18 protein-coding genes and 2 pseudogenes are annotated in these 25,229 nt (G+C 70.8%); 10 read left to right on the top strand and 10 right to left on the bottom strand.

What is annotated here, in order from left to right:
- Window positions 1-2: 2 nt before the first annotated feature.
- Together hypF and OG741_RS05025 are read right to left on the bottom strand one after the other, a co-directional pair.
- Window positions 3-2,303 (bottom strand): carbamoyltransferase HypF, encoded by a 2,301-nt coding sequence (gene hypF / locus OG741_RS05030; protein ID WP_405595529.1) that lies wholly within the window; start codon window positions 2,301-2,303, stop codon window positions 3-5.
- The gene (locus OG741_RS05025; protein WP_405595527.1) at window positions 2,300-2,839 is read right to left on the bottom strand and encodes a hydrogenase maturation protease; all 540 of its coding nucleotides are present in this window, start codon (window positions 2,837-2,839) and stop codon (window positions 2,300-2,302) included. The genes hypF and OG741_RS05025 overlap by 4 nt, the downstream gene beginning before the upstream one ends.
- Before the next feature lie 169 nt (window positions 2,840-3,008).
- Between OG741_RS05025 and OG741_RS05020 the strand changes: the two genes are divergently transcribed.
- Both OG741_RS05020 and ppdK read left to right on the top strand, forming a co-directional pair.
- Window positions 3,009-3,920 carry a universal stress protein gene (locus OG741_RS05020; RefSeq protein ID WP_405595525.1) on the top strand — a complete coding sequence of 304 codons (912 nt, stop codon included), beginning with the start codon at window positions 3,009-3,011 and terminating at the stop codon, window positions 3,918-3,920.
- A 26-nt stretch (window positions 3,921-3,946) separates the two neighbouring features.
- On the top strand, window positions 3,947-6,604 hold the full coding sequence (gene ppdK, locus OG741_RS05015; RefSeq protein WP_405595522.1) for a pyruvate, phosphate dikinase: 2,658 nt from the start codon (window positions 3,947-3,949) through the stop codon (window positions 6,602-6,604).
- A gap of 32 nt (window positions 6,605-6,636) precedes the next feature.
- Here ppdK and OG741_RS05010 read toward each other — a convergent pair.
- Window positions 6,637-8,357 (bottom strand): annotated as a pseudogene (locus tag OG741_RS05010) (SulP family inorganic anion transporter).
- Window positions 8,358-8,577: 220 nt separating this feature from the next.
- Here OG741_RS05010 and OG741_RS05005 point away from each other — a divergent pair.
- From OG741_RS05005 to OG741_RS04980, 6 genes and pseudogenes are all read left to right on the top strand, one after another.
- Window positions 8,578-9,189 (top strand): hypothetical protein, encoded by a 612-nt coding sequence (locus OG741_RS05005; RefSeq protein ID WP_405595520.1) that lies wholly within the window; start codon window positions 8,578-8,580, stop codon window positions 9,187-9,189.
- A 173-nt stretch (window positions 9,190-9,362) separates the two neighbouring features.
- On the top strand, window positions 9,363-10,247 hold the full coding sequence (locus OG741_RS05000) for a universal stress protein (RefSeq protein ID WP_405595518.1): 885 nt from the start codon (window positions 9,363-9,365) through the stop codon (window positions 10,245-10,247).
- A 46-nt stretch (window positions 10,248-10,293) separates the two neighbouring features.
- Window positions 10,294-11,169, top strand: coding sequence for a universal stress protein (locus OG741_RS04995; RefSeq protein ID WP_405595516.1), 876 nt, complete (start codon window positions 10,294-10,296; stop codon window positions 11,167-11,169).
- A 43-nt stretch (window positions 11,170-11,212) separates the two neighbouring features.
- Window positions 11,213-11,371: pseudogene (locus tag OG741_RS04990) on the top strand (type I glyceraldehyde-3-phosphate dehydrogenase); the annotation flags it as partial.
- Window positions 11,368-12,135: an HAD family hydrolase gene (locus OG741_RS04985; protein WP_405595513.1), complete on the top strand. Its 768-nt coding sequence runs from the start codon at window positions 11,368-11,370 to the stop codon at window positions 12,133-12,135. The pseudogene OG741_RS04990 and the gene OG741_RS04985, both read left to right, overlap by 4 nt.
- A gap of 2 nt (window positions 12,136-12,137) precedes the next feature.
- Window positions 12,138-14,519, top strand: coding sequence for a glycoside hydrolase family 65 protein (locus OG741_RS04980; protein WP_405595511.1), 2,382 nt, complete (start codon window positions 12,138-12,140; stop codon window positions 14,517-14,519).
- A 352-nt stretch (window positions 14,520-14,871) separates the two neighbouring features.
- Here OG741_RS04980 and OG741_RS04975 read toward each other — a convergent pair whose 3' ends face one another.
- Window positions 14,872-15,582 (bottom strand): CBS domain-containing protein, encoded by a 711-nt coding sequence (locus OG741_RS04975; protein ID WP_405595509.1) that lies wholly within the window; start codon window positions 15,580-15,582, stop codon window positions 14,872-14,874.
- A gap of 724 nt (window positions 15,583-16,306) precedes the next feature.
- On the opposite strand from OG741_RS04975, the gene OG741_RS04970 reads away from it, so the two are divergent.
- Window positions 16,307-16,888: a hypothetical protein gene (locus OG741_RS04970; RefSeq protein ID WP_405595507.1), complete on the top strand. Its 582-nt coding sequence runs from the start codon at window positions 16,307-16,309 to the stop codon at window positions 16,886-16,888.
- 321 nt (window positions 16,889-17,209) lie between these two features.
- Complete coding sequence (locus OG741_RS04965; RefSeq protein WP_405595506.1) at window positions 17,210-17,668, top strand: pyridoxamine 5'-phosphate oxidase family protein; 459 nt, start codon at window positions 17,210-17,212, stop codon at window positions 17,666-17,668.
- 25 nt (window positions 17,669-17,693) lie between these two features.
- On the opposite strand, the gene OG741_RS04960 is transcribed toward OG741_RS04965, so the two are convergent.
- The 6 genes from OG741_RS04960 to OG741_RS04935 all read right to left on the bottom strand — a co-directional run bounded on the left by OG741_RS04960 (window position 17,694) and on the right by OG741_RS04935 (window position 25,221).
- Window positions 17,694-19,463: a GAF domain-containing protein gene (locus OG741_RS04960; protein WP_405595503.1), complete on the bottom strand. Its 1,770-nt coding sequence runs from the start codon at window positions 19,461-19,463 to the stop codon at window positions 17,694-17,696.
- 108 nt (window positions 19,464-19,571) lie between these two features.
- A complete protein-coding gene (locus OG741_RS04955; RefSeq protein WP_405595501.1) occupies window positions 19,572-19,940 on the bottom strand; it encodes an MBL fold metallo-hydrolase RNA specificity domain-containing protein in 369 nt (122 codons plus the stop codon).
- Window positions 19,941-20,060: 120 nt separating this feature from the next.
- Window positions 20,061-20,717, bottom strand: a complete 657-nt coding sequence (locus OG741_RS04950) for a potassium channel family protein (RefSeq protein WP_405595499.1) — start codon at window positions 20,715-20,717, stop codon at window positions 20,061-20,063.
- Window positions 20,714-21,373 (bottom strand): potassium channel family protein, encoded by a 660-nt coding sequence (locus OG741_RS04945; RefSeq protein ID WP_405595497.1) that lies wholly within the window; start codon window positions 21,371-21,373, stop codon window positions 20,714-20,716. The genes OG741_RS04950 and OG741_RS04945 overlap by 4 nt, the downstream gene beginning before the upstream one ends.
- Window positions 21,370-24,177: a cation-translocating P-type ATPase gene (locus OG741_RS04940; RefSeq protein WP_405595495.1), complete on the bottom strand. Its 2,808-nt coding sequence runs from the start codon at window positions 24,175-24,177 to the stop codon at window positions 21,370-21,372. The genes OG741_RS04945 and OG741_RS04940 overlap by 4 nt, the downstream gene beginning before the upstream one ends.
- A gap of 54 nt (window positions 24,178-24,231) precedes the next feature.
- Window positions 24,232-25,221, bottom strand: a complete 990-nt coding sequence (locus OG741_RS04935; protein WP_405595492.1) for an Acg family FMN-binding oxidoreductase — start codon at window positions 25,219-25,221, stop codon at window positions 24,232-24,234.
- Window positions 25,222-25,229: the final 8 nt, after the last annotated feature.

Here is a 25,229-nt window from a genome sequence, read left to right as displayed (position 1 = left end):
GCTCACCCCTTCGCTTTCGCGAGCCGGGCGGCGGCCACCGCCGCCTGGCCGTAGCTGATGCCGCCGTCGTTGACCGGGACCGCACTGCCCACCAGTACGCGCAGACCTTGGGCGCGCAACAGTGTTCGTACGGTGGTGAGCAGCCGCCGGTTCTGGAAGCAGCCGCCGGACAGGCACACGGTCCGCGGGGCTCCGGCGGCAACGGTGCGCTCGACGAGTGCGGCGGTCGCCTCGGCAATGGTCGTGTGGAAGGCGGCGGCGATACGGGGCACGGGGACGCCCGACGCGAGCTCTTCGAGGAGTGCGGTCAGGGTCGCGACCGGATCGTAGACCCACAAGCCCTCGGCCCGTACCAGCCGCCACGGCAGCGCGTCGGTGTGGATGTCACCGGCCGCGGCTTCCAGTGCGACGGCTGCCTGGCCTTCGTACGACACCTCGTTTCCCAGCCCCAGCAGACCGGCGGCCGCGTCGAACAGCCGGCCCGCGCTGGAGGTGCGCGGACAGTTGATCCCGCGTTCGGTCATCGCCCGCACCAACCGCACCTCGCGGGGATCGAGCCGTTCGGTGAACGGCTTCGTCAGCCAGGGCGCGGGGCGGGGCGTGCCCAGCGTCTCAGCGCCGTACAGGTAGCCCAGTGCCATCCGGGACGGGTGGCGCACCGCCGCCTCGGCGCCCGGCAGGGGTGCGGTGGCGAACTGGCCGACGCGCCGGTAGCCGGCCAGGTCCGCGACCAGGATCTCGCCGCCCCACAATGTGCCGTCGTCGCCGAGGCCGAGCCCGTCGTAAGCCACGCCGATGAAGGGGCCGCGCACGCCGTGTTCCGCGGCGCAGGCGGCCACGTGGGCGTGGTGATGCTGAACGGCGATGCGATGCTCGACGGGCCAGGAGTGGGCCCACTGGGTGGAGAGGTATCCCGGGTGGAGGTCATGGGCGACGGCGCTCGGGGTGATGCCGGTGAGGCGTCGCAGATCGGTGTACGAGGTCGCGAAGGCGTCCAGGGTCGCCGCGTCGGCAAGATCGCCACCGTGCGGACCGAGGTGCGCGTGCCGGCCCTCGGCGAGGGTGAAGGTGTGCTTGAGCTGTGCACCGGCTGCGACCAGAGGCAGCGCTGCCGGGACGGGGAGCGGCAGCGGCGCCGGGGCGAGGCCGCGGGCACGGCGGATGGTGAGCACGGCGCGGCCGGCGACGGTGGCCACGGAATCGTCGTAGCGCGCGCGGATCGGCCGGTCGTGGGTGAGGAAGCCGTCGGCGACCGATGCCAGGCTCCGGCGGGCCTCGGCGTCGTCGATGGCGGTGGGCTCCTCCGCCCGGTTGCCGCTGGTGACGATGAGCGGCCGGTCCAGATCGTGCAGCAGCAGATGATGCAGTCCGGTGGTGGGCAGGAACAACCCGATCCTGTCGGTACCGGGGTGAACATCGGGGCACAACTGCCCCGCACGGGCGGTGAGCAGCACCACAGGCCGCGACGCAGACGTCAGCACCGCCCGCTCCGAGCGACTGGTCCGCGCCAGGCGCTCGACCGCGGCCAGGTCCCGCACCATCACCGCGAACGGCTTCGCGGGACGCCGCTTGCGGCGGCGGAGCTCGGCGACGGCGGCCGCGTTGCCCGCGTCGCACACCAGTTGGTAGCCGCCGATGCCCTTCACCGCGATGATCCCTCCCGCGGCCACGGCGGCCACGGCGGCGCGCAGCGCGTCCTCCCCGGCCAGGCCGTTCCATGCGAGGACGGGTCGGCAGTCGGGGCACGCCAGGGGTTCTGCGTGGAAGCGGCGGTCGGCGGGATCGGCGTACTGGGCCGCGCAGGGCGGGCACAGGCGGAAGCCGCGCATGGCGGTGCGCACTCGGTCGTACGGGAGATCGTCGATGACCGTGGCACGGGGGCCGCAGTCGGTGCAGTTGATGAACGGATAGCGATAGCGGCGGTCGGCAGGGTCGAACAGCTCGCGCAGGCATGCCTCACAAGTGGCCGCGTCCGGCGGGATCTCACGGGGCGCGTGCGGCGCGTGGGCGGAACTGCCGCGGACGGTGAACCCCGTTCCGGGCGCCGGGGGTCTGCCGACGAGGCCCGTCACCCGTATCCGGCGTACAGCGGCCAGCGGGGGCGCATCGCTCCGTATCCGGTGGACGAAGTCGCGCAGTGCGGACGGCGGCCCGGCAACGGTGAGTTCCACATGGCCGTTCGCGTTGCGCACCCAGCCGTCCAGCTCCAGGCCGGTCGCCAGGCGGTGCACGTGCGGGCGGAAACCCACACCCTGGACCGTGCCGAAGACCTCGATGCGCTGGGCGGTGCGCTCGCCGCTCATGGTGGGCCACCGCTGTGTGTATCGCGGAGGCCGCGCGCGGCCGCGTCCCGGCGGCGGACGATCTCGTCCTCCACCCGTTCGACGAGTGCTTCGACCCTCGCAGCAACCGGCTCCGACAGGCCGGTGCCGAGCGACGTGTCCGCCCCTTCGACGGCGTACACCACGAGATGGCCGGGCAGTCGCCCCAGCGCCCGCGACAGCTCGACGGCCTCACCGAGGCCCAGCCCGTGCGAACTCGTCGTGTGCGGCTGCCCCAGCTCGGCGGCGTCCAGCTCCAGCCGGTGCACCCGCCCCGGGTGGCCGGGATGGGCGTGTGCGGCGTCCAGTACCACGGCCAGGTCCGCGTTCTCCCACAGCCCGATCAGTCGGCCCGGCTCTCCGTCGCACACCGACAGGACCGTTCCCGGGGGCAGGGGACGACCGGCAGCCCGCTCCCGCAGCCGGGCGATCACCGCCCAGGCCACCCCGTCGTCGTGGCGGAACTCGTTGCCGACCCCGATGATGGCGATACGGGCGGAATGCGTGGAGCCGGACATGATTCCTCTCCCTCCGCTGCGTTTGCCTCCAGCCTGCGTGCGGACCTGCCTGGGAGCGTTGGGCCAAAGGGCCCCAGGAAGGGTCTGTGTGGCCCCTGCGCACCCGACCGCGCACACGCCAGGCTCGATGGCAAGGCACGAAGCAGTCCCTGCACAGGAGGTGCGGATCATGCATCGACACGTCGTCGCCGGAATCGACGGATCCCCCGAGAGCCTCGCAGCCGCGCACTGGGCGGCCCGGGAGGCCCTGCGCCGCGGCCTGTCGCTGCGGCTGGTGCACGCCTGGCAGTGGCAGCCGCGTCCCCCCATCTACGTGCCCGCCGGCACGACCCAGCGCTACTGGGCGCACCGGACCCTCAGCCAGGCGAGCGACAGCGTGCGTGCCTCACACCCCGCGCTGCACATCGACGACGAGTCGGTGGCCGAATCGACGGTCACGGCCCTGCTCACGGCGGCCGAGCGGGCCGAAATGCTGGTACTCGGCTCCCGAGGGCTCAGCGGCGTCGCGGGGTTCCTTGTCGGCTCGGTGTCCCAGGCGGTCGTCGCGCGGGCGGCGCGCCCTGTGGTCCTCGTACGCGCCGGTGAGGAAGCGGCCGACGAACAGTTCCCGGCCCCCGAGGGAGCCTCCCCGGACCGGGACTCGGTCAAGACCCCGTACCGGAACATTGTCCTCGGCCTCGACACCAGCAGCTCGTGCGACGAACTGATCGAGTTCGCCTTCGACACCGCGCAGCATCGTGGTGCCGCGCTGCGCGTGATCCACACCTTCAGCGCCCCGCCCCCGTATGCCGCCGTCGACCAACTCGTCCCGACGCCCGGCCCGGAACTGCTCGCAGAGCACGAACACGCCGTGAGTGCGGCGCTGCACCCCTGGCGGGAGAAGTTCCCCGAGGTCACTGTCACCGGGACCGTCACCGAAGGCCGGGCGGCCTCCGAGCTGACGCGCGCCTCGACCGGGGCGGGCCTGGTCGTCGTCGGGCGCCGGATCCGCACCGGGCACCTTGGCATCCACATCGGCCCCGTCGCTCATGCGGTGCTGCACCACGTCGGCTGCCCCGTGGCCGTCGTCCCGCACGTCTGACCCACCGCAGCAGGAGATCGAGACCCATGAGGCAGTACGTGTACGGATTCGGCGAGGGCAGTCGTGAGATGGCGGACCTGCTCGGGGGCAAAGGTGCCAACCTGGCCGAGATGACCCGGCTGGGGCTGCCCGTGCCTCCTGGGTTCACCGTCACCACGCAGGCCTGTCGTGAGTACCTGGCCGCCGGCGAGGAACCGGTGGAGCTCGGGGTGCAGGTCGCGCAGGCACTCGCGGATCTGGAGCGGCGAGTCGGCCGGCAGCTGGGCGAGAGCGACAACCCGTTGCTGTTGTCCGTGCGTTCGGGCAGCAGGTTCTCGATGCCCGGCATGATGGAGACGATCCTCGACATCGGCCTGAGCGACGCATCCGTACGCGGACTCGCCAAGGCCACCGGACAGGAGCGGTTCGCCTGGGACTCGTACCGCCGACTGCTGCAGATGTTCGGCCGCACGGTGCTGGGCGTCGACCCGGAGCTGTTCGAGGACGCCCTGTCCCGGCACAGGGCGGACCGCGGCGTGGCGAGCGACACCGGGCTCGACGCGCATGATCTCGCTCTGCTGGCCGACGAGTTCAAGACGCTGATCCGTGAGGCGACCGGTGAGGAGTTCCCACAGGACCCGGTCGAGCAGCTGTACCAGGCGATCCGTGCCGTCTTCCGTTCGTGGAACGGCGAGCGCGCCCGCCTCTACCGCAGGCGGGAGCACATTCCCGACGACCTGGGCACCGCCGTCAACATCCAGGTGATGGTGTTCGGCAACCTCGGTCCCGATTCCGGCACGGGCGTCGCCTTCACCCGCGACCCGGCTACCGGGGCACGCGGCGTCTACGGTGACTACCTGACCGACGCGCAGGGGGAGGACGTCGTCGCGGGCATCCGCAACGCCGTACCCCTCCAGGAGCTCAAGCGTCTGGATCCGTCCTCCTATCTGCAGCTCGGCGACCACCTGCGGACCCTGGAACGCCACTACCGAGACCTGTGCGACGTCGAGTTCACCATCGAACGCGGCACGCTGTGGATGCTCCAGACCCGGGTCGGCAAGCGCACCGCCGAGGCCGCGTTCCGTATCGCGCACGAACTTGTCGACGAGCGCCTGATCAGCGAGGACGAGGCGCTCGCCCGGGTCGGCGGGCACCAGCTCGCCCGGCTGATGTTCCCCCGCTTCGACGAGGACGCGACCGGTCAACCGCTGGCACACGGGGTCCCGGCCTCGCCGGGCGCGGCGGTCGGAGCGGCCGTGTTCGACTCCGCCGAAGCGGTACGCCGTGCCGCGGCCGGTGAGAAGACAGTTCTCGTACGCCGTGAGACCACGCCCGACGACCTGCCGGGAATGGTCGCGGCGGAGGCCGTACTGACCAGCCGGGGCGGCAAGACCAGCCACGCGGCCGTCGTCGCGCGGGGCATGGGCAAGGTCTGCGTGTGCGGGGCCGAGGAACTCGCGGTGGACACCGGGGCACGGCAGTTCACCGCGGCCGACGGGACCGTGGTGACCGAAGGCACGGTGATCTCCGTGGAAGGCACCGCGGGTACGGTCCACCTCGGCGCCCTGCCGCTGACCGAATCGCCGGTTGCGCGCTTCCTGGAGACCGGCGAGCAGGACGGGGCGCTGACAAGCGCTGTGGCCCGAACCCTCGAACGGGCTGACGCCGTACGGCGACTGGAGGTGCGAGCCAACGCCGACACCCCCGAGGACGCGGTCCGTGCCCGGCGCTTGGGGGCCCAAGGCATCGGGCTCTGCCGCACCGAGCACATGTTCCTGGGCGAGCGCCGAAGTCTCGTCGAGGCGTTGATCCTCGCGGAGGACGAGGCCGGGCAGCGCGCGGCGCTGGACGCCCTACTGCCGCTCCAACGTAGCGACTTCACCGGAATCCTCGCCGCAATGGACGGCCTGCCGGTGACGATCCGCCTCATCGACCCGCCCCTGCACGAGTTCCTGCCCGACCGCACCGAACTCGCTGTGCGTGTCGCCACTACTCCGACCGACCGCGACAGGCGATTGCTGGCGGCCGTGGAGCGCATGCACGAGAGCAACCCCATGCTCGGGCTGCGTGGCGTGCGTCTCGGGCTCGTCGTCCCGGGCCTGGTGCAGATGCAAGTACGAGCGATCGCCGAGGCCGTCGTGGAGCGGACGCGGGCCGGCGGCGACCCACGGGCCGAGATCATGGTCCCGCTGGTCGGTACGGCCGAGGAGCTGCGGATCGTACGCGCCGCCGCGGAGCGCGTTCTCGCCGAGGTGTCGGAGGCATCCGGCATCGCCGTGCGGTGCCCCGTCGGCACGATGATCGAGCTGCCCCGCGCCGCGCTGACCGCCGGCTGCATCGCGGAGGCCGCCGACTTCTTTTCCTTCGGCACCAACGACCTGACCCAGACCGCCTGGGGCCTGTCCCGCGACGACGTAGAAGCCTCGTTCTTCCCCGCCTACCTCGACCAGGGGATCTTCGCCACCTCGCCCTTCGAGACGCTCGACAGGGACGGCGTCGGCCGGCTCATCCGTATAGCCGTCGAGGAGGGCCGCACAGCCCATCCGGGCCTCAAGATCGGTGTGTGTGGCGAGCACGGCGGGGACCCGGACTCCATCCACTTCTTCCACGACGCCGGACTCGATTACGTCTCCTGCTCCCCCTTCCGAGTCCCGGTCGCCCGACTCGAAGCGGGACGCGCCGCCATCGAGGGCCGGTCGGCCTGAGCAGCCATGCCATCAGGAGTCTCGCCGGGTGGTCACTGAGTCTGGTCGTCTCCCTGGGCGCGGCTCCACTGCCGGTATGACGCCACGGCGGTCGGCAGAGTGGCGAAGATCCGGTCGGGGCCGACCGATTCGGTCAGCCCGTACGCGTTCAGATCGTCGCGCAGCTCCTGTTTCACGCGGGCGAGTGCGAAGACGATGCCGCGACCGGTCAGTTCGTGGCGCAGCGATTCGACCGCGTCCAGCGCGGTGATGTCCACCTCCACATTGGCCTCCGTGTTGAGGACGAACCACGACACGCGACCTTCCTGCTCGTCAACCGAGGCCAGCGCGCGGTGTCTGAAGTCCTCGGCGTTGGCGAAGAACAGCGGCGAGTCGTAGCGGTAGACGAGCAACCCGGGGATGGTGCGGGCCTGTGGATAGTCGTCCACGTCGTGCATCCCGGCCACACCGGGCACCAGGCCCTCGACGGCATCGTGCGGCCGGGCCACCCGCGCCAGCAGCTCGGCCACCGAGAGCCCGACCGCCACCAGCACGCCGTAGAGGATGTCCAGGGCCAGCACGCCGGCCAGGCAGCCGAGCGCCAGCAGCAGTTCCCGGCGGCGGAAGGAGGCCAGCCGCCGGAACCCCGCCAGGTCGATCATGCGGACGGCGGCGTAGACGACCAGGGCGCCGAGCACGGCCGCGGGCGCGTCCGCCAGAAGCGGGCTGAGGAAGAGCAGCACCGCCAGCACGGCCGCGCACGCGACGAGCGAGTACGCCTGGCTGCGGCCGCCCGCCGAATCGGCGAGCGCGGTACGGCTGGCGCTACTGCTCACCGGGAAGCCGTGCAGGACGCCGGCGCCGAGGTTCGCCGCTCCCAGGGCCAGCAGTTCCTGGTTGGCGTCCAACCGATGGGCGCCGTCGCGTGACGCGAAGGCCCGCGCCGTGAGGATCACATCGGTGTAGGCGACGAGGAGCACGCCGAGTGCGGGCAGCAGCAGATGCGGCAGCTCGCCCAGGTCCGGTACATCGGGCCGCGGGAGCCCCGCGGGGATCTCGCCGATCACCGCGATGCCGTGGTCCTCGAGGCCGAAAGTCGCCACGACGGCGGTTCCGAGGACCAGGGCCAGCAGCGGGGCGGGCACGGCGTGGGCGTACCGCGACATCGTGAACAGGAAGATCAGCGTGGCCGCGGCGAAGACGGTTGTCGCCGCGTGGATCTGAGGAAGATGCCGTACGAAGGAGGCGAGCTGGGGGAAGAATCCGGCCCCCTCGGTTCGTACGCCGGTGAGCTTGGGCAGCTGGTCCACCATCATGATGAGCGCCACGCCGGCCAGATAGCCGACCAAAACCGGCCGCGACAGCAGATCGGCGACGAAACCCAGCCGTACCGCCCACGCCACCAGGCACAGCAGCCCGACCGCGACGGCAAGCGTAGCCGCCAGCACGGCATACCTGCCCGGATCTCCGGCGGCGAGCGGCCCGACCACCGTGGCGGTCATCAGCGCGGTCGTCGACTCGGGGCCGACCGAAAGCAGCCGCGAGGAGCCCAGCAGGGCATACAGCACCAGTGCGGGAAGGATCGCCCACAGCCCGGCGACCGGCGGCAGCCCGGCCACGCCCGCGTACGCCACACCTGCGGCACGAGATACGCAGCCACCGTCACCCCGGCCAGCAGGTCGCCGCGCAGCCAGGAGCGCTCGTATCCCACCAGTACGGCCACTCCGGGCACCAGGCGCCACCTCGGGCCGCCCGCACCGGTCCGCTGGGACATGGGACTCCTTTCGTCGCGGCCCCTCAGCATCCCGCCGCCCCCGCGCAGTCGCGAGGGCCGACCGGCCTCATGATCCGCCTCCGTACCCCAACGAGCCCCGGAACCAGGGCCGTTCAGCCCCTGCAGTACCGCCTTTCGGCCCCCGGCGGACTGGGGCGCCGGGCCACGACAGTAAGTGATGTCAGGCACCGACCCGGCATCCTCCGAAGGGAACACCACCATGGCTGTGCACGAGCACCCCCACAAGCGCCCCGTCTTCCACTTTCCCTCGTGGCGCAGGACCAGGACGGCGTCCGCGACGACCGCTGGTACACAAACCCGGCCGGCCTACGCCATCGCGGCCCTGCGCCTCCTGACCGGCTTCGTCTTCCTGTGGGCGTTCCTCGACAAGACCTTCGGCTGGGGCTATGCCACCCCGTCCGGCAAGGGCTGGATCGACGGCGGTTCGCCGACCAAGGGCTTCCTGAGCTCCGTCGCAGCCGGGCCCATGGAGTCCACGTTCCACGACTGGGCAGGTGCCGCCTGGGCGGACTGGCTGTTCATGCTCGGCCTGCTCGGCATCGGTGCCGCCCTGCTGACCGGTACCGCGCTGCGCCTGGCGGCAGTCGCCGGCACGGCGATGATGGCGCTGATGTGGCTCGCGGAGTGGCCGCCTGCCCAGCACCTGTCCGACGGCTCGCCGAGCATGTCCACCAACCCCGTCGTGGAGTACCACGTCATCTATGCGGCCGCCCTTGTCGCCCTCGCTCTGACGTCCGCGGGCGAGACCTGGGGGCTCGGCCGGATCTGGGCACGACTGCCGTTCGTACGCCGCAACGGCTGGCTGTGCTGACCCCTGTGCCACCTTCCGAGGAGGGGGCTGCCGGTCCCCGGTCGCCGGCCGCCCAGGTATGGGCCGACCGGCCCGGGCCGGGGACCTGCGGCCCCTCCAAGACACCCGCCGAGTCAACGACGCTGGAAGCGGATCGTCCGACAGATCCGCCCGCCATCCAGGAGGTACGCATCATGTCCCGCACCGTCACCGTCGGCCTGGACGGCTCGAACGAGAGTCTGGCCGCCGCCGAATGGGCCGCCCGCGAAGCGCGGCTGCGCGGTCTGCCGCTACGCCTCGTCAACGTCTGGGAACCGCAGCCCTACATTCAGGCTCCACTCCTGGGCGGCGAAACGATGCAGCACTGGGCGGAGCGCATTCCCCGCGAGACGGCCGACGAGCTGCGGCTCCGTCACCCGGATGTGGAGATCACCGTGGATCAGGTCGCCGGCCGGCCCGGCACCATCCTGCCCGAAGAGGCCCGGGACGCCGAGCTGCTGGTCCTGGGCTCCCGCGGCCTGAGCGGCGTCGCCGGATTCATGGTCGGGTCCGTCGGCATGGCAACCGTGGCCCACACGGAGCGGCCCGTCGTCCTCGTACGGGCAGAGGAAGAGGAGAAGACCGAGGACGAGCGCGCGCCCGGTTCCACTGCAAAACGGCCCGTTGTGCTGGGCCTCGACACCGAGCACCCGGACGACTCGGTGATCGAGTTCGCCTTCGATGCGGCTGCGCGCCGTGCAACCGCCCTGCACGTCGTCCACGGCTGGAACTTGCCGCCCTACTTCGCATACGGGCTTCCTGCCGACCCGAGGATGAACGCCCAACTGGCCGCCCAGGCCGCGGACTCCCTGGCCGAGACGCTGCGCCCCTGGCGGCAGAAGTTCCCGGCCGTCGAGGTCGTCGAGCGGTCGAGATCGGGCAAACCCGCCAACCACCTGGTGGACGCCTCCCGAGACGCGTCCCTGGTCGTTGTCGGCCGCCGTACTCGCCGTTCGCCGCTCGGCGCCCACATCGGGCCCGTCACACATGCCGTGCTCCACCACGCCACCTCGCCCGTTGCGGTGGTCCCCCACGACTGAGCCCAAGAAGTCCGCACTCCGCATGAGAAGGAAGAAGGTGGGGACAATGGAGCTGCCCCTCGTTGTAGGCGTGGACGGATCCGAGTCCAGCCTGCGGGCCGTGGACTGGGCGGCCGACGAAGCAGCCCTGCACGGTGTACCGCTGCGCCTGGTGAACGCGTCGATGTGGGAGCGGTACGAAGGGGCCGCGCTCGCCCAGGAGTTGGGACGTTCCTCGGAGCGGGTCATGGCCGAGAACATCGTAGGTACCGCCGCGGAACGCGCCCGCCGTCGCGACCCCGACCTGAAGATTCAGACGGACATCCTGCCCGAGGACACGGTGAGCGCCCTGCTGAGCGAGGGACGCAACGCCTCCGGCCTGGTCACCGGCTCGCGCGGCCGCAGCGGACTCGCCGAGATGCTGCTCGGCTCGGTCAGCCTGGCAGTCGCCGCCCGCGCCGACTGCCCGGTGTTCGTCATTCGCGGCAACCACGACCCGCAGAGCGGCATGCACCGGCGGATCGTCCTCGGCGTCGATGAACCCCCGGAGGGCTCGGCCGCTGTGCGTTTCGCGTTCCGCGAGGCGGAGAGGCGCCGGGCTGCCCTGCACGCCATCCGGGCGTGGCGCTGCCCCGCGCACGAGGGGGCCGACCATCCTCTGGTCGCCAAAGACGCCGCCCGTTACCACGAGAGCCAGGCCGCGGAGATCCTCGAAGCGGCGCTACGTGAAGCCGTGGCGGACCACCCCACCGTGAAGCTGCACCGGGCAACGGCCGAGGGTCCCGCCCGCATGGTGCTCATGAACGCCTCGGCCGCGGCAGATCTGCTGGTTGTCGGCGCCCAGCGGCGGCACGGGCACTTTGGCCTCCAACTCGGCCGGGTTGCCCACGCGGTGCTGCACCAGTCGGTGTGCCCGGTGGCCGTCGTACCGCAAAGGGCGTGACGACATGAGCGCCCTGGGCATCATTCCGACCAGCACCGACGCCGCCCGCGTCGTCATCGGGGATCCCGCCCCGTGCGTCTTCGACCCCGCTCTGACCCAGGCGAACGGCGAGAAGGTGAAGGTCTTCGCCTGGTACGACAATGAATGGGGCTACAGAAACCGGCTCCTCGAACTCCCCGCCCTGGTGGCCGACGACTCATGAATCCGACACAGCCCGACACAGCCATGCCCCGCGCGCTGCGGGGTATGGCGGCCGTGGTCCTCGACACCGACGGAGTGATCACCGACTCCGCGCGGTTGCACGCCGCCGCCTGGAAGACCGCCTTCGACGCCTACCTGCGCGATCACCCGCCCGCCGATCCCGCCCAGCGGCGCCCCTTCGACGTGCGGGAGGACTATCTGCGGTACGTCGACGGCAAGTCACGGATGGACGGTGCCGCGGCCTTCCTGGAGTCCCGGGGGCTGCGGCTGCCCGCCGCGGAGGTGCAGGCCGTCGCCGGGAGCAAGGAGCGCTTGTTCACCGCGCGGCTGCGGGAACACGGCGTCGACGCCTATCCGGGCACGGTCCGGCTGCTGCGTGCCCTGCGCTCCGCCGGTGTACCACTGGCCGCCGCCTCCGCCTCCCGGCACGCCCGCGAACTCCTCGAACACGCGGGAGTGCTGGACCTCTTCGATGCCCTGGTGGACGGCGGTGAGGCGGCGCGCCTGCACTTGCCCGGCAAACCCGACCCCGCGCTGTTCCTGGAGGCGGCCGGCCGCCTTGGTGTCCCCACCTCCCGTACCGCTGTCGTCGAGGACGCTCTGGCCGGAGTCGAGGCCGGGCGCCGCGGCGGCTTCGGCCTGGTCGTCGGTGTGGACCGGGCGCGTACGCCACAGACGCGTGCTGAACTGCTGAAGCACGGCGCGGATGTGGTGGTCCGTGACCTCGCGGAACTCCTCACCGACAGCGACTGCCAGAAGGGTTGACGATGCGCGACTGGACCTGGGAGTACGAAGGCTACGACCCGGAAGAGGAGCGCCTGCGCGAGTCGCTGTGTACCCTCGGCAACGGCTACTTCGCGACCCGTGGGGCGGCCCCCGAGTGCACGGCGGACTCCGTCCACTACCCGGGCACGTATGCGGCGGGTTGCTACAACCGGCTGATCTCGGACGTGGCGGGGCGGCACGTCGAGAACGAGGACATAGCCAATCTGCCCAACTGGCTGCCCCTGCGTTTCCGTACGGGCTCCGGGAGTTGGCTCACTCCGGACACCCACAGGCTCCTCGACCATCACCAGGCGCTGGACCTGCGCGTCGGCACGCTGGAGCGCACGTTGCGGTACGAGGACGAGAGCGGCCGGCGCCTCCGGGTGCGACAGCTGCGCCTGGTCCACATGGCTCACCCCCATCTGGCGTTGCTGCGCACCGAGTTCACCGCGGAGGGGTGGTCCGGGGAGATTGAGGTCGAGTCGGCCCTCGACGGCGCCGTTGCCAACACCGGCGTCGAGCGTTACGGACTGCTTGCCGGCCGTCATCTCACCCACGTTCACACGGGGACCTCCGCGTCGGACACCATGTGGCTCCGCTGCCGCACCAGCACCTCTGACATCCGGGTCGGCCTGGCCGCACGCACCGTGGCCGACGTCCCGGCCGAGCCCACCAACCGCCACGAGGACTTGCGGGTTGCTCACGTCCTGCGCCTTCCCTTGGCCGAAGGCCGGACAGTCACCGTCGACAAGACGGTCGCCCTGCACACCTCCCGGGACCGGGCGATCAGCGACCCGCTGCATGCCGCTGTCGACCGGGTGAGCCGTGCTCCGGACTTCGATGCCCTGCTGGCCTCGCACCGCACGGCCTGGCGCCAGCTGTGGCGCACGGCCGAACTCGACGTGCCGAACAGCTCGGGCCCGGTCCTGCGGCTCCACCTCTTCCACGTCCTGCAGACGCTCTCCCCGCACACCGCGGACCTCGACGTCGGAGTCCCGGCCCGGGGACTGCACGGCGAGTCGTACCGAGGTCATGTCTTCTGGGACGAACTGTTTGTCCTGCCCTATCTGAACCTCCACTTCCCCGAGGTCTCCCGGGCCCTGCTCAGCTATCGCCACCGGCGCCTGGAACGAGCGTGCTTCGCAGCCCGCGACGCCGGACGCGCCGGGGCCATGTACCCCTGGCAGAGCGGCAGCAACGGCCGCGAGGAGACCCAGCAGCTGCACCTCAACCCGCGCTCGGGGCGCTGGCTGCCCGACCACTCCCGGCTCCAGCACCACGTCGGATCGGCGATCGCGTACAACGTGTGGCAGTACTGCGAGGCGAGCGGCGACACGGAGTTCCTGCACACCAAGGGCGCCGAAATGCTGCTGCAGATCGCCCGGTTCTGGGCGTCGTCCGCCGCCTACGACGAGGCGCTCGGCCGCTACCGGATCCGCGGAGTCGTAGGCCCCGACGAGTACCACGACGCCTATCCCGAGGCGAAGGAACCAGGCCTTGTCGACAACACGTACACCAATGTCACCGCGGCCTGGGTGCTCGCCCGCGCCCTCGACGTGCTGCACTCTCTCCCTGAACCGCGCCGCCGGGACTTGGCCGAGCGCATCGGGCTCGACGACGGCGAACCCGCAAGGTGGGAGGAGGTCTCCCGCAAGCTGCACGTCCCCTTCCATGCCGGGGTGATCAGTCAGTTCGACGGCTATGGCGAGCTCGCTGAACTCGACTGGGACCGCTACCGGGACCGCTACGGCGACATCCGGCGCCTCGACCGGATCCTGGAGGCCGAGGGCGACACGGCCAACCGCTACCAGGCATCGAAACAGGCCGACGTGCTGATGCTCGGCTATCTCTTCTCACCGGCCGAACTCCAGGGGCTCTTCCGTCGGCTCGGCCACGAAGTGGACGACACCATCTGGCAGCGCACCGTCGACTACTACCTGCGTCGCACGAGCCACGGCTCGACGCTCAGCAGCCTCGTGCACGGCTGGGTGCTGGCGAGAGTGCGGCGCGCTGAAGCATGGACGTTCTGCCAGGAGGCACTGGCAGGAGATATCGCCGATCTGCAGGGTGGCACCACCGGCGAGGGCATCCATCTCGGCGCCATGGCCGGCACCCTCGATCTCGTGCAACGCGGACTGACCGGCCTCGAGACCCGGGGCGGCGCGCTGTGGCTCAACCCGGTGCCGCTGCCGGAGCTGTCGGAGTACGGCTTCGCGATCCGCTACCAGGGCCACTGGGGAGTCCGGCTCCGGCTGCGCCCGGGGGAGCTGCAGATCACCGTGCCCGAATCCGACCGCGCACCGATCGACATCGCCCTGCCTGACCGCACGGTCTCGGTGGCGCCCGGGGAATCCTGCACACTCACCCTGCCCGGGGAGCGGTAGGGATGTTCGGCGCCGCCGCCGCCGCCGCCGCCGCCGCCGCCGCCGGCGCCGGCGCCGGCGCCGGCGGCGGGTTCGGGTTCGGGATCGCCCCGCCGAGTCTGATGCCCCTCAGATGGTCGTCGGCGGCGTGACCGAGCGGCCCCGCTCCGTGGACAGACGGTTCGAGGTCCGTGCCGTGCCAGACCTGACCATCACCTTCGACCACAACGTGATCGGAGGTGCTACGCGCACTCGACGGCACGAGCAGTGAACACCCCACACATCCGGCCGAGTGAGGCCGGGGCCGCGTGCCGCCGGCTCACCGACGGCACCTGAACCGACGTCGGCGGGTCCGCTGCCCCGATCGATGACTTCAATGGCGCTGGGTGTATCCGACGACACTGTCGGGGTTGGTCGCTTCGGCCGCCCCAAACTCGTCGTCGCCGGGTGAGTCGAGAACCCCGTGCACGGTGACGACGCCGTCGACGGCCTGGCACAGCCGCATCGCGATCGGGATGAGGCTGCGCTGGCTGACCCTGCCGGTCAGCGTCACCACACCGTCGACCACACTGACTTGGACTTCTTCGGAAGAGAGGGACAGCGTGTCTCTCAGGACCTCTCGGGTGATCTCCTCGCGGATCGCGCTGTCCTGCCGCAGAAAGACCCGAAGGAGATCGCTTCGGCTGATGATCCCGACGAGGTGTCCGGCCTCGTTGACCACGGGCAGCCGCTTGACCTGGTGGCGGGTCATTTCCCGGGCCGCTTCGACGATGCTCCACTGGGCGCGGGCGGTCACGGCGGGCGAGGTCATCAGCCCTTCGGCGGTCTCTGCCGCGGCGCGGTCGCGGTCGCGGGGGCGCATCCCCAGCGACGCCGCACGGCCCCCCGGATCTGGCTGGGCTGCCTCGTGCCGGAGCAGGTCCGCCTCCGAGACCACGCCGACGGGGTTGTCCTGCTCGTTGACCACGGGCACTGCGGTGACGCCGTGCTCGGCGAGCAGCCGTACGACGTCCTTGAAGGGCGTGTCGGGGCGGACCCGGATCACTTCGCGGGTCATCAGGTCTTCGACGGTGCGGTGCTTCATGGCTTCCTCATCCCTCTGCTGCGCCCCCTCCGCGAGAGGCGCCGTTCAATAAGGGAGCGGGCGTCCGGAGGGCGTGTGCCGGTCCAGGGGCGGGCGTCGCTCGCTGGGTGTCGGCCGGACGATGGCTCTGATGCGGATCACCTTGGCCACCTCCTCGACGGACCGGAAGGATCCGACGGTCCGGGTCTTCACCCTCGTTCTGCGCCGGGCTGAACGGAAGGGGACAAAGGTCCTCCGCAAGGGGCCGGTCGGCCGTGCCGGAGACCTCTACGGGCTGTGCGGCGGCCCGCGGTTTCGCAGGCCGGGCCACTGTCGCGGGTAGCACGGACACCCGTGTACGGCTCTCCGCCCGGAGGGGGACGTTCGGCCCCCACATTTGGGCCTGAGCGGCCCTCCTGGCCTCGCGGGCACCGTGGCAGCGTGAGCAGATGTCACCCCGGCGATCGCGACACGGGAGGAGGACACGATGGCCGGCAGCGCTCCGGGTCTGTTACGGGACACCCGGGCGCGTCGTGGTCGGCACGGACGGTTTGGCCCGTGCGACAAGGGCTGGCTGTCGTGCCTCACCGGGACGCGACGCCTCGGGGCACAAGGACTGAACGGCCCTTGTACAGGCGGTGGTCGGGTCTATACGGCCCGATCGTCAATGGCTCGCCCGCCGTCCGCGGGAACGGGGCCCGGAGTGTCACGGTCGTCCCCGCTCACCAGGGGGTGTGGAGTCAAGATGAGGAGCAACGGGCGTACGAGTACGAGGTTCTGGCGATGGCGGCGCAGCCCGCTCAGGCGCCGCAGCGACGTGGTCGAGGCCTGGATCGTGCTTGCCGTATGGGTGCTGGCGGTGGTCGGCGGAGCAGCCGTCACCCTCGCAGCGGGCTTGGCCGTCGTGCACACCCAAGAGCGGCATCGGGCGGAACGGTACGCCGTCAAGGCCGTGCTCACCGAGGCCGTGCCCGAGGCGATTCCCACGGCAGACGGTGTGAAGGCGCAAGTCCGGGCGCCGGTGCGCTGGAGGGACCGATACGGCGTGGTCCGTACCGCGACGGTGAGTGTCGAGGCGAGCGGCCCTGCCGGAGCGAAGGTCGTGTTCTGGACGGACCGCTGGGGGACTCCGACCACGCCGCCGGTCGCCGGCGCGGAGGTGGCGGCCCAGGCGGTTGCCGCCGGAGCACTGGCCCTCGGCGCCTGGGGTGGACTGGTGGCGGCCGCCGGCTGTGCCGCACGCGGGCGTCTTGACCGCATCCGCATGGACCAGTGGGCGAAGGAGTGGGGGGAGGTCGGTCCGGGGTGGCGGCGCAGGATCACCTGATACGGACCGGGCCGGTCCTGGCGAGGGCCGGTCGGCCCTGGCTGCGGCCCGGATCGGCGGAGGACGACGGCCCGGGCCGCACATCTCGCACCCGCGCGCCTTGGGCACCGAAGCGCGCGGGCGCTTCTGTCCGTGAACATTGCTGCTCACACCGCCCGGCACGGGCCGTTCGCCCGATGACCAGGGACTCTCGGCCCATTCCCAAGCACAGGCCGACACCGGAGCGTTGGGTACATACAACCGCAGTTCCGGACAACGGGAGGTATCGGCGAGGCTTTGCGTGCCCTACGATCCGGGCGGACCGCCCTAAGGATGGACGCCATGCACCACCACGACGGCTTCCGAGAGCTCGACCGGCAGGAGTGCCTGCGTCTGCTGGGGCAGGTGTCGATCGGGCGCATCGTCTACACCGACCAGGCCCTGCCTGCCGTCCTGCCGGTGAACTTCTCCCTGGATCATGACTTCTGCGTGGTGCTGTGCACCTCGGCGGCCTCGCGAGTGGCCCGCGCAGTGGGCCAGGCAGTGGTGGCGTTCGAGGCGGACCGGTTCGACGAGGCGGCCGGCACCGGTTGGAGTGTCGTCGTCATTGGCCCGGCGATCCTGGTCACTGACCCGGGGGAGCGCGAACGGCTGCTGCGGACCGGACCGCGCTCGTGGGTGCCGGTGCCGGACGGAGTATTCATCCGGATCCGTCCCGAGCTGGTGACCGGACGTGTTGTGGACCGCGATGAATTCCGTTCGGACAGGCGCGTGTCGCACGAGCAGCAGTCCGCCCCGTGATCCCGGTGGAACCTGGGAATGGGACTCAGGTGATCTGTACTGGGACGCGCCAGACCAGCGAGGTTCCGCCACCGGACGGGCAGGTCAACTCCAGCTCGCCGCCCAGCTGCTGGGCCCGCTCCGAGATGTTGGCCAGGCCGCTACGGCGCCCGTCGGGAGGGAGCCCCACCCCATTGTCGGAGACGGTCAGCACCACTTCCCGTCCGTCCGTCTGAAGGGCCACGTCGGTCCGGGTGGCGTGCGCATGGCGGCAGACATTGGTCAGCGCCTCCGAGAGAACCGCCACCAGGTGGTCTGCAGTCTCCCGCGGCACGTCGGTGTCCAGAAGCCCCTCCATCCGGAGGCTCGGCGCGAAGCGCAGTGCCGGAGCCGCTTCCCCGACCGTCCGCACAGCGCGTGCCCGCAGGCCCTGCCCGGCCCCCGTCTCGTGTGAGCGCAGCCCGAAGATGGTCGAGCGGATGATCTTGATGGTCTCGTCCAGGTCGTCAACCGCGCGCAGCACACGCTCCGAAGCTGGGGAGTTCTCGATCAGACGCCCCGCGCTCTGGAGTGTCATGCCGGTGGCGAAGAGCCGTTGGATCGCGAGGTCGTGCAGGTCACGGGCGATCCGGTCGCGGTCCTCCAGCAAGGCGATCTGCTCCGCGTCGTTGCGTCGCTCCGCCAGCTCCATCGCCACCGCCGCCTGACCGGCGAAAATCCGCAGCGGGTCGATCTCCTCGCCCGCGAAGACCGTCGCACTCGCCTCGCGGGCCAGCAGCAGCACTCCTCGTACCCCGTCCGCGGTGCCAATGGGCACGGCCACCGCGGGCCCCAGCCCGGCGAACCGCGGCGGCCCGGCCGAAACGCGCTCGTCGTGAGCGACATCCGCGCTCGTTACCGGTACGCCCGCGGAGAACGCGGCGCCGCTCAGGCTTCCCTCGACCGGCAGCACCAGCCCCCGGTGAGCATCCGCGTCCCGCCCGATCGCCAGCTCGACCGCCAGCGTGCCGGTGTCGGGCATCGGCAGCGCCACCACAGCCAGTTCCGCGCCGGCGATCTCCTTGGCCCGTTCGGCGATCAGAGTGAGGACTTCGCTGCGGGGGCTGCCCGACATAAGACTGTGCGTGATGTCCGCGTTCGCCCGCAGCCAGCGCTCGCGCCGCTTGGCCTCCTCGTACAGACGGGCGTTGTCGATCGCCACCCCGGCCGCGACAGCCAAGGTGGACAGCACGGACTCGTCCTCTTCGTCGAACTGGACTCCGCCCCGCTTCTCGGTCAGATAGAGGTTGCCGAAGACGTGGTCGCGCACCCGGATCGGGACGCCGAGAAAGGTGTTCATCGGCGGGTGATGCGGCGGGAAACCGTACGACGAAGGGTGCTCGGAGATCTTCGGCAGCCGCAGCGGCTGGGGGTTCCTGATCAGCTCGCCGAGGATGCCGTGCCCGGACGGGTACGGGCCGATCGCGGCGATCTGCTCGTCGCTGACCCCGACCGTCAGGAACTGCGAGAGTGACGTCCCGCCCGGCGCGATCACACCCAGCGCGGCGTATTCCGCGTCGACCAGCACGGCCGCCGCCTCGGTGATGCTGTGCAGCACCTGCTCCAGGTCCAGCTCCCGCCCGACCGACAGCACGGCCTCCAGCAGGCTGTGCACCCGGTCCCGGGTGCCACGCGCCGCGTCCAGGCGGGCCTGCAGCTCCTCCAGCAGTTCGTCCAGCCTCAGCTGCGGCAGCCGTACGCGGCCGTCCTCCGAGCTTCCCACCGCTGCTCCCTCCGGGTGTGCCTCGACGGGCCGACGGCTGACTCTGGCGGTCATGGCTACCGTACCGGGCCTGATGGCGCGACGGCATGGGGAACTGTGGCTCGGTGGCCGGGTGTCCGGGGTCGGGTGTACTCGTCGGGCGGCGGCAGCGGGCACGCGGAATCAGCGGACCAGAACGGCCTCACCTGTGCGGGGCACGACCGTGGTCCAGCCCAGCTCCTGGTCGATACGGTCGCGAAGCGCCCCGGCGGCGCCGGGCTCACCGTGGACCATGTAAGTCGTATTGGGCGCGGGAGCGCCACGAAGCCAGTCGACGATCTGTCCCGCGTCGGCGTGCGCCGAGAAATGCGGCACATTGGCGATCTCGGCCCGCACGGGCACGTACTGGCCGAACATCTTGAGCGTCCGGGCGCCGTCGACCAGGTCCCGGGCCCTGGTGCCCTCGGCAGCGAACCCCACGATCACAACTGCGTTGCGCGCATCGGGAAGCACACGCCGCGGATGGTGCAGGACGCGTCCGCCAGTGGCCATACCCGCCGTCCTCGCTTCGTGGAGTGGGCCTCCACTGTCACGCTCCGGGCCTTTCGTTCGGATGGGCCGACAGGTCCCGGCGCAGGGTCGTTCGGGCCCGTTTCGGCCCAGTGGGCGCACTCACTGGAACGCCGAGTGGATCTCCTGCTCGGTGGCGCTGTGCGAGACAAGAAGCAACTCGTCACCGGGCTGGAGGCGGACGGCCGGTCCGGGCACGGTCGGCCGGCCGTCCCGTATGACGGTGGCGACGACGGTTCCGTCGGGCAGAGGGATGTCCGAGAGGGGTTTGCCGACTGCGCGAGAGTGCGTGGTGATCACGGTTTCGATGATGTCGACGCCCGCCTTGCTGAGGCGCAGCAGGGCCACGGTATCGGTGGCACCGGTTGCCTCCTCGATGAGGGAGATGAGCGGAGTGGCAGCGGGGACGGCGATGTCGACACCCCAGCGCCGGTCGAACAGCCAGGCGTTCTCACTGTCGTTGACGCGGGCCACGACGCGTGGCGCGGCACACTGCCGTTTGGCCAGCAGGCTGATGACGAGGTTGTCCTCGTCCTCTCCCGTGGCGGCGATGACGAGGTCGGCCGTGTGGGCGCCGGCCTGGTCCAGAACCGCAGGTTCGCAGGCGTCCCCCAGGATGAGGTGTACGGCGAGCTGTCCCTGAAGCGTATTGATGCGGTCGGCGTTCGCGTCCACCACGGTGACGTCGTTCCCGGCGGCGGCGAGCACCTGGGCGATCTGGGTGCCCAGTCGCCCGGCGCCGGCGATGAGGGCCTTCATGTCCCCAGCTCCTTGTCGATAAAGCCACGCAGACGGCCGAGCGCGGTGGCGGCGACGGCGAAGGTGACGAGATCTCCGGGCTCGGCTGCCGTGCCGTGGGCGGGCACCAGCGAGCGGCCCCCTCTCGTCACTTCCACGACACGGATCTCACTGTCGACGTCGAACTCGGCGAGCCGGCGCCCGGTGAGGTAGGCCGGGAGCTGCGAACGGACCAGGAGCGTTTCGCCGTTGCCGAAGGTGAGTTCCGGTGTGAGATGGCGGTGCAGCAGCATCTGATGGATCTGGTTCACGGTCCAGCGGACACTGGCGATGGTGGGGATGCCCAGTTCCCGGTACATGTCGGCGCGCCATGGGTCGTAGATGCGGGCGAGCACGATGGGTACTCGGTACGTGTCCTTCGCGGTCCGTGCGGTGACGATGTTGCTGTTGTCCCCGGAGGTGACGGCGACGAGCGCGTCGGCGTGCTCGATACCCGCTTGCTCCAGGACGGCGCGGCTGAATCCGTTCCCTTCGAGGAACTGGCCGGGGAACCCTGCGGGCAGGCGCCGTCGGCTGCTCTGTTCGCGGTCGACGAGCCGTACGTCATGGCGCTCCTCGGTGAGCCGGACGGCGAGTGCGGATCCCGTCCGCCCGCAGCCCACGATGATGATTCTCATCGCTCTCCTCCCTTGTCTCGTGCGGCGCGGTGGCGCAGCCAGGCCTTGCGGGCTTCCTCTGCGGCCAGAAGCACGACTCCGAGCCCGGCGAGGACGGCCCAGTCGGTGACGGTGAGCGGGGCCGTGTTGAACACCTCCTGGAGTGGGGGCAGATAGCTGATGGCTGCCATCAGGCCGATCCCGAAGAATCCGGCTGCCAGCAGCCACAGGTTGCTCAGCAGACCGGCCCGGAAGACGCTCTCGCGTTCAGTGCGCACCGCCAGGGCATTGAAGAACTGGCTGACCACGATCCCGGCCTGCACCAGGGTGATCGCCTCCCGATAGGCGACGCTGTCCTCGGTGAAGTCGGCATAGGGGATACCGGAAGCGTTGATGTGCCAGAAGAACACCGCGCAGACCCCGGCTGCCTGGATTCCGCCCAGGAAGAGGATGCGGCCCATCACCGCGGGAGAGAACAGCCGTTCGTCCCGTGAGCGCGGCGGACGGTCCATGACGTCGTCCTCCGGGGGCTCGGCGCCGAGCGCGAGAGCGGGCAGGACGTCCGAGCCGAGGTCGATCGCCAGGATCTGGACGGCACTGATCGGGACCAGAGGGAAACCTGCGAAGGTCGCGGCGAGGATGGGGACGAGTTCCCCGATGTTGTGGCTGAAGAGGTAGACCAGAAACTTCCTGATGTTCTGGTAGACGGAACGGCCCAGCCGCACCGCCGTGGCGATGGAGGCGAACGAGTCGTCGAGCAGCACCATGACGGCGGCTTCCCGGGCCACATCCGTTCCCGACGCGCCCATGGCCACACCGATGTCGGCGTGCTTCAGGGCCGGGGCGTCATTTGCGCCGTCGCCCGTGACAGCGACCACCTCGTGACGCCGCTGGAAGGCGGTGACCACACGCATCTTGTGCTCGGGGCTGACCCGGCACAGCAACAGATCGCCCTGGCCGGCCAGCAGCCCGTCGAGGGCGTCGTCGTCCAGATCGTTCAACTGGGCACCGGTCACGACCGTCGGAGCGGAATGCCGCACGATCCCCACGCGCCGGGCCACTGCCTCAGCGGTCAGCGGATGGTCCCCGGTCACCATGACAACGCGGATACCGGCCCGGTGGCAGGCGGCGACTGCCTCTCGTACCTCCGGCCTCGGCGGGTCCAGCATGCCGACGAGCCCCAGGAAGGTCAGCCCCGACTCGACGGTGTCCCGGTCGGGATGCGGGCCTGAGAGTTCCCGCCGGGCGGCGGCCAGAACCCGCAGTCCCTGCGTGGCCAGCTCGTCATTGACGGCCATCACTTCCGCACGCAGCGCGTCGGTCAACGCGATCACTTCGCCCTGCCGGTCGATGGCCGTGCACCGTTCGAGCAACTCCTGGGGAGCGCCCTTCACACAGGCGTGGTAAACGTCGGCCCCGGAGTGCACCGTGCTCATCAACTTGCGTACGGAGTCGAAGGGATGCTCGCCGACGCGCGGAGCGGCCGCCTCTTCGGTGGCCTGATCGAGCCCGGCCTTGGCGGCGGCTACGAGCAGCGCACCCTCGGTGGTGTCCCCGAGAACATGCCATCGACCGCCGTCGGAGGGCGGCACCAGACGAGCGTTGCTGCACAGCGCCGCGGTCCGCAGGACAGCGCGCACCGGTTCGGGATCCGTGACCTCACCGGCCGGCTCGTAACCCACCCCGGACACGGTGTGCATGGCGCCTCCGGCCCAGACCTGGACGACGGTCATCTCCGCCTGCGTCAGTGTCCCGGTCTTGTCCGTGCACACCACCGTGGTCGAGCCGAGAGCCTCGACAGCGAGCAGTTGCTTGACCAGCGCATGGTGGCGGGCCATACGCCGGACGCCGATCGCGAGGGACACGGAGAGCGTGGCGGGCAGCCCTTCGGGGACCAGCGCGACCATCACACCGAGCGCGAAGACGAACGCCGACACCAGGTCCTGCCCCGCGGGCAGCCGCACGGCGAACAGAAGCGCTCCCACGGCCAGTGCCGCACCCGCCACCCGGCGCGCCATCGAGGCGACCTGATGCTGCAGTGGGGTCTTCTGCCGCGGTGCGGCGGCGGTGAGCTGGAAGATCCGCCCGAACTCGGTCGACCGGCCCGTGGCGAAGACCACGGCCTTTGCGGTTCCCGCCACGACGTCGGTGCCCATGAAAACACAGTTGCGCGCCTCCAGGACCGGGCCCTGCTGATCGGGCTCGTGGCCGCGACGGACCGCGTCGCTCTCCCCGGTGATCGCGGCGTTGTTCACGGTGATGTCGTGCGCCTCCACCAGGCGGCAGTCGGCGGAGACCGCATCTCCGGCTTCGAGAATCACCACGTCCCCCCGCACCAGCTCCCGCGCGGGCAGTTCCCGGAGCACGGCGTCGCGCAGCACGCGGCAGGTGTGCGGCACCATCGCCTGCAGCGACTCCGCCGTCCGCTCGGCCGAGTACTCCTGGGCGAACCCGATGGACGCGTTCAGGACCACCACTCCGAGGATCGCCACGGCGAGTTGCAGTGTGCCGGGGTCCCGTGGCTCCTGGAGTGCGTACGCGAGAGCGGTGATCGCCGAAGCGATGAGCAGGACGACCGCGAAGAGGTCCGTGAACTGGGCTGCCAGTTGCCGCCACATGGCCGGGTGCGCTGCGCGCGGGAGTTCATTGGACCCGAACCGCCGGAGCCGGGCGCCGGCTGCCTCGGTCGTCAGGCCACGGGGCGACGTGTCCAGCGCGGAGTACACGTCGGCGGGCGACAGCGTCCGTATGGCGGGACCCTCGGCATCCGCCGAAGCGTCCCCGCCCGAGCCGCCGGGAGTCAGCACATCCGTCGGGGCGGCCACTACCGCGTCCCTGGAGCGCGCCGACCCAAAGGGCGGGCCGGGCACCCGTGCGGTTCACGTGATGTCGAGGACATCGCTCACCGACCGGCGCGGGGACGCTGGACCTTCGGGGCCGTATCCGAGGCGGATCACCATCTGTACGTGACCCATCGCCGACCCCGGGTCGCGTACCGCCCACCGCAGTTCCGGCCATTCGAGGGCCTGCGACGTCAGGGACGTGACCAGCCCGTCCAGGGTGGCCTGGAGCAGAACCCGCTCCATCGCCTGACCCGCGCGCAGCCAGTCCTCCGCCCGGTCGCCGGCCGTACCGAGCAGAGCGAGGCGGGGTTGCTTCTCGAAGGTGGCTGAGCCACGGCCGGGAACGGGATGCCGGCCGGCGAAGTCCCGCATGGGAGCGGTGACATCGTGCTGACGGGGGCCGAAGGCATATGCGGGGATTCCTTCCCGCCGCGAAGTGTCGCCCTTGGCGCCGGTGTCGGTCCAGCGTGCCATCTCTTCCCGCACTTCGGGGTGGAGCGCTTCACGGCCCTCGGCGTCGTGCACCAGGTTCAGCACGGACTTCACGTGCCACGCTTCGGGAACGTACAGCCGGGCGCCTTCGAGCAGGGCGGCGCCGCGCAGCCCGTCCAGGATGTCGTCCGGGATCTCCTCGTCGGTGAAGGGGTGGCGGCTGGTGTGCCGTTTGCGGACAGCGGGGTGAAGTATGGCGAGATCGTGCTCTGGGCCCGCGGGTTCGGCGAGGTTCACCTCGGCCAGCAGCCACGGTTCGGAGGGGTCGGGGAGCAGTGTGGTGACCGGTTCCCGGCCGGCGTGCACGGCGGCCACCCGCAGATTGAACAGTGCGGCGGCACAGCCGAGATGGACGGCACGGTGCGTCGGGTCCGACTTGGGCATCGTGCGCTCCGGATCGGCGCGCAGTTGCATCGTTCCGGTGCCGCTCAGGTACCGGAACTTCCAGGGCTGTGCGTTGTGCATGGACGGGGCTGCCGTGGCGTCCTCGACAAGGGCTGTCACGGTGGTCGGGTCGAGCGGTGGTGAGGGCACTTGATCCT

This window comes from Streptomyces sp. NBC_01410, from assembly GCF_045040195.1.
Lineage (GTDB): Bacteria > Actinomycetota > Actinomycetes > Streptomycetales > Streptomycetaceae > Streptomyces.
This window is presented reverse-complemented; position numbering and strand designations above follow the sequence as displayed.

Excerpts from the sequence above, each read along its gene's own strand:
- hypF (WP_405595529.1), bottom strand. The coding sequence starts at position 2,303 with ATGAGCGGCGAGCGCACCGCCCAGCGCATCGAGGTCTTCGGCACGGTC.
- OG741_RS05025 (WP_405595527.1), bottom strand. The coding sequence starts at position 2,839 with ATGTCCGGCTCCACGCATTCCGCCCGTATCGCCATCATCGGGGTCGGC.
- OG741_RS05020 (WP_405595525.1), top strand. The coding sequence starts at position 3,009 with ATGCATCGACACGTCGTCGCCGGAATCGACGGATCCCCCGAGAGCCTC.
- ppdK (WP_405595522.1), top strand. The coding sequence starts at position 3,947 with ATGAGGCAGTACGTGTACGGATTCGGCGAGGGCAGTCGTGAGATGGCG.
- OG741_RS05005 (WP_405595520.1), top strand. The coding sequence starts at position 8,578 with ATGGCTGTGCACGAGCACCCCCACAAGCGCCCCGTCTTCCACTTTCCC.
- OG741_RS05000 (WP_405595518.1), top strand. The coding sequence starts at position 9,363 with ATGTCCCGCACCGTCACCGTCGGCCTGGACGGCTCGAACGAGAGTCTG.
- OG741_RS04995 (WP_405595516.1), top strand. The coding sequence starts at position 10,294 with ATGGAGCTGCCCCTCGTTGTAGGCGTGGACGGATCCGAGTCCAGCCTG.
- OG741_RS04985 (WP_405595513.1), top strand. The coding sequence starts at position 11,368 with ATGAATCCGACACAGCCCGACACAGCCATGCCCCGCGCGCTGCGGGGT.
- OG741_RS04980 (WP_405595511.1), top strand. The coding sequence starts at position 12,138 with ATGCGCGACTGGACCTGGGAGTACGAAGGCTACGACCCGGAAGAGGAG.
- OG741_RS04975 (WP_405595509.1), bottom strand. The coding sequence starts at position 15,582 with ATGAAGCACCGCACCGTCGAAGACCTGATGACCCGCGAAGTGATCCGG.
- OG741_RS04970 (WP_405595507.1), top strand. The coding sequence starts at position 16,307 with ATGAGGAGCAACGGGCGTACGAGTACGAGGTTCTGGCGATGGCGGCGC.
- OG741_RS04965 (WP_405595506.1), top strand. The coding sequence starts at position 17,210 with ATGCACCACCACGACGGCTTCCGAGAGCTCGACCGGCAGGAGTGCCTG.
- OG741_RS04960 (WP_405595503.1), bottom strand. The coding sequence starts at position 19,463 with ATGACCGCCAGAGTCAGCCGTCGGCCCGTCGAGGCACACCCGGAGGGA.
- OG741_RS04955 (WP_405595501.1), bottom strand. The coding sequence starts at position 19,940 with ATGGCCACTGGCGGACGCGTCCTGCACCATCCGCGGCGTGTGCTTCCC.
- OG741_RS04950 (WP_405595499.1), bottom strand. The coding sequence starts at position 20,717 with ATGAAGGCCCTCATCGCCGGCGCCGGGCGACTGGGCACCCAGATCGCC.
- OG741_RS04945 (WP_405595497.1), bottom strand. The coding sequence starts at position 21,373 with ATGAGAATCATCATCGTGGGCTGCGGGCGGACGGGATCCGCACTCGCC.